General features: G+C 73.1%; 3 protein-coding genes. All 3 read right to left on the bottom strand.

Annotation, left to right across the window (positions count from 1 at the left end; all coding sequences use genetic code 11):
• Positions 1–116: 116 nt before the first annotated feature.
• The 3 genes from holA to U9R90_RS34165 all read right to left on the bottom strand — a co-directional run bounded on the left by holA (position 117) and on the right by U9R90_RS34165 (position 3,742).
• On the bottom strand, positions 117–1,103 hold the full coding sequence (gene holA, locus U9R90_RS34175; RefSeq protein WP_411061204.1) for a DNA polymerase III subunit delta: 987 nt from the start codon (positions 1,101–1,103) through the stop codon (positions 117–119).
• A gap of 96 nt (positions 1,104–1,199) precedes the next feature.
• Positions 1,200–1,445, bottom strand: coding sequence for a hypothetical protein (locus tag U9R90_RS34170; protein ID WP_411061202.1), 246 nt, complete (start codon positions 1,443–1,445; stop codon positions 1,200–1,202).
• Between the two features lie 89 nt (positions 1,446–1,534).
• Entirely contained in the window at positions 1,535–3,742 is a 2,208-nt protein-coding gene (locus tag U9R90_RS34165) for a ComEC/Rec2 family competence protein (RefSeq protein WP_411061206.1), read from the bottom strand.
• Positions 3,743–3,782: the final 40 nt, after the last annotated feature.

Raw genomic sequence — 3,782 nt, 5'->3', positions numbered from 1 at the left:
CGGGCGCAGCACCACGGCGCGGAGCACGCACCCCGACGCGGCCCCGCCCCACAACGAAACAGAACGCAATCGGCACCCCGACGCAGCGGACGAGCACACACCCCGCGCGGAGCGACCTACCCCCGACGGCTGCGCGCAGCCCGCGCAATGGTCACGACCGCCTTCTCCAGGGCGTACTCCGGATCATCGCCCCCGCCCTTGACCCCCGCATCGGCCTCAGCAACCGCCCGGAGCGCGACCGCGACACCATCCGGCGTCCACCCCCGCATCTGCTGCCGCACCCGGTCGATCTTCCACGGCGGCATCCCCAGCTCCCGCGCCAGATCCGCAGGCCGCCCACCCCGCGCGGACGAAAGCTTCCCGATGGCCCGGACCCCCTGCGCAAGCGCACTGGTGATCAGCACAGGCGCGACCCCGGTAGACAACGACCACCGCAGAGCCTCCAGTGCCTCCGCCGCCCGCCCCTCCACGGCCCGGTCGGCAACGGTGAAGCTGGAGGCCTCCGCACGACCCGTGTAGTACCGGCCGACCACAGCCTCGTCGATCGTGCCCTCAACGTCCGCGGTGAGCTGACTGACCGCGGAGGCCAGCTCCCGCAGATCGCTACCGATCGCCTCAACCAGGGTCTGGCAGGCCTCGGGCGTCGCAGAACGCCCCAGCGCCCGGAACTCCCCCCGCACAAAGGCCAGCCGATCAGCAGGCTTGGTCATCTTCGGACAGGCGACCTCACGCGCGCCCGCCTTGCGTGCGGCGTCCAGCAGCCCCTTGCCCTTGGCCCCACCGGCGTGCAGCAGCACCAGGGTGATCTCCTCGGCGGGCGCGCCGAGATAGGCCTTCACATCCTTGACCGTGTCAGCGGACAGGTCCTGAGCGTTCCGCACCGCGACGACCTTGCGCTCGGCGAAGAGCGAGGGGCTGGTCAACTCGGCGAGCGTCCCGGGCTGCAACTGGTCCGCGGTGAGATCGCGTACGTCCGTGTCGGCGTCAGCCGCGCGGGCAGCCGCCACCACCTGCTGCAGGGCACGGTCGAGCAGCAGGTCCTCCTGACCCACAGCGAGCGTGACGGGGGCGAGCGGGTTGTCGTTTCCGGGGTTCCTGGCCATCGCGCCAAGCATCCCACGACCCACCGACAACCCGACACGCCCACGACACCGAGCCCCACCGCGGCACGCCCACAACGCCGCCTCCCGCCGCACGCCCTACGGCTCCTCCCGCCAGCCGTCCCACTCCGCCGCGAACTCGTCCAACGCCACCGGATCGAGTCGCCCCCGCGGATCCTCGATCACCACCAGCCACTGCGCGTCCTCGGCGTCGTCCTCACCGGCCAGCGCATCCCGTACAAGCTGGGGCTCCTCGGCGACCCCGAAGCGGTCGCCGACGGCCTGCGCCGCCTCCTCGGCTCCGTCGCGGTCGGGCAGCACCAGCACATGTCTCACATCACTCACCCACCCATTTTCCCCGACCACACCGCCACCCGACCAACACACCGGCACCCGACCGACACACCGGCACCCAACCAAGACATCGACACCCCTCACCGCAGAGATATCGCCCGCAGCTCCGATCCCACACCCGTCACCGCGATAGCCCCATCCGTGTCGGTACGCAGCACAGCCGTCCCCTGGGCCCGCAGGGCGGCCAACGTGCTGGGCGCAGGGTGCCCATAGGAGTTGCCCGCACCGCAAGAGATCAGGGCCAGCCGAGGCCGCACCCGGCGCAGCAACTCAGCGTCCTGATAGGCCGAACCATGATGCGCGACCTTCAGTACGTCGATCGGCCCAAGCCCAGGCACGGCCCGCAGCAGAGCCTGCTGCGCAGGAGGTTCGAGGTCGCCCGGCAGCAGCAGGGTCAGCCCCTCGGCACGCACCAGCAGGGTGACGCTCGCGTCGTTGGCGTCATCAGGAAGCGGCTCCGGAGGCGCCGGAGGCCAGAGCACCTGCCACCGCAGAGCGCCAACCCGACGGCGCTCGCCCGCCTTGGCACTGGTCAGCGGGATACCACGGGCCGCAGCCAGCTCACGCACGAACGCGGCCTGCCCCGCTGGTTCCTGGACGGCCGTCCCCTGAATCGCACCGACGCTGCGCCCCTTCAGGACGCCCGGCAGCCCCGCCACGTGATCCGCGTGAAAGTGCGTGAGCACGACGAGCGAGACGCGGCTGACGCCCAAAGAGCGCAGGCAGCGATCCGCGAGCACCGGGTCGGGCCCGGCGTCCACCACCACCGCGGTGCCGTCACCCGCGGCAAGCACCAACGCGTCCCCCTGTCCCACATCGCAGGCCACCAGGCGCCAGTCGGGCGGCGGCCAGCCGGTGAGCGCACGGTCCAGGGGCACGGGCCGGACGACGGCGAGCAGCAGGAGCAGCACGCAGGCACCAGCGAGGACAGGGTGCCTGAGCATGCGCCGCGCGAGCAGTACGGCGACACCTGTGACCGCGGCGAGAAGCAGCCCGCCGCGCCAGCCGCCCGGCCAGTCGGCGTCGGCACCGGGCAGCGCGGCGCCGGTCCTGGCGATGTCGGCGATCCACCCGGCGGGCCAACTCGCGCACCAGGCCACCGCCTTGGCGGCGGGCAGCGACACGGGAGCCGCGGCCAGGGCGGCGAACCCGAGCACCGTGGCGGGTGCCACCGCGAACTCGGCGAGCAGGTTGCAGGGCACCGCGACCAGGCTGACATGCGCGGCGAACACGGCGACGACGGGTGCGCAGACGGCCTGCGCGGCGGCCGCCGCGGCCAGCGCCTCGGCGATGCGGGGCGGCACCCGGCGCCGACGCAGCGCGGCGCTCCACCGCGGGGCGATGACCAGCAGCGCGCCGGTGGCCAGGACCGAGAGCACAAAGCCGTAACTGCGGGCCAGCCAGGGTTCGTAGAGCACCAGCAGCAGTACGGCGGCGGCCAGCGCGGGGAGCAGGGACCTGCGCCGCCCGGTGACGATGGCGAGCAGCGCGATCAGCCCGCAGGCCGCCGCGCGCAGCACACTCGGGTCGAGTCCGCAGACGACGACAAAGCCGAGGGTGAGCGCACCGCCGAGCAGGGCGGTCAGCCGCAGCGGGATACCGAGGCGCGGCGCGAGCCCGCCGCGCTCGGCGCGCATCGCCGTGCCGGGCGGCCCGACCAGCAGCGCCAACAGGATTGTGAAATTTGCCCCACTAACAGCCAATAAATGTGTCATGTCCGTGGCGAGGAACGCTTCGCGCAGGTCGGGCGGCACCCGAGAGGTGTCCCCGACGACCAGCCCTGGCAGCAGCGCGCGGGCGTCCGGCGGGAGGTCGTCGGTCGCCGCGCGGAGACCCGCGCGCAGCTGTCCGGCGGCGCGCTGGAACGCGGTGGGCCGCTCGACGATGTGCGGCGGCTCGTCACCATCCAGCCGCAGCACGGCGGCGACCAGGTCGTTGCCCGAGAACGGGGGCGCGAGCGTGGCCCGCGCCCTGATCCGGGTCGACGGCAGCAGCCCGAGCCAGGGCTGGGTGTCACGGGTCCGCACCATCACCAGCACCGGCGTGCGGGTGTCGGTGGCCGCGGTACCGTCGCCACTGACGCGGACAACGTCGGCCCGCAGCAGGACACTTGGCGGGACCGCCCGAGCCCCCGAGACACGCGGCCGTGTCTGCCGGGGCACGGCACTGACCCGCAGCTCGACGGTAGCCCGCGCATGCTGCCCGGCCAGCTCGGGAACGGGCCCACGATGCAGATCGGCCGCATGCAGACCAGCCGACGCGGCCCCTGCCGCAGCACAGAGCAACACCGCCGCCCCAGCGACCCACCCACCCCCGGCAACTCCCCGG

Source organism: Streptomyces sp. E11-3, from assembly GCF_046540415.1.
In the GTDB taxonomy this organism is placed as follows: domain Bacteria; phylum Actinomycetota; class Actinomycetes; order Streptomycetales; family Streptomycetaceae; genus Streptomyces.
Note: the sequence above shows the minus strand (reverse complement) of the source record. Positions and strands in the feature narration are given on the sequence as shown.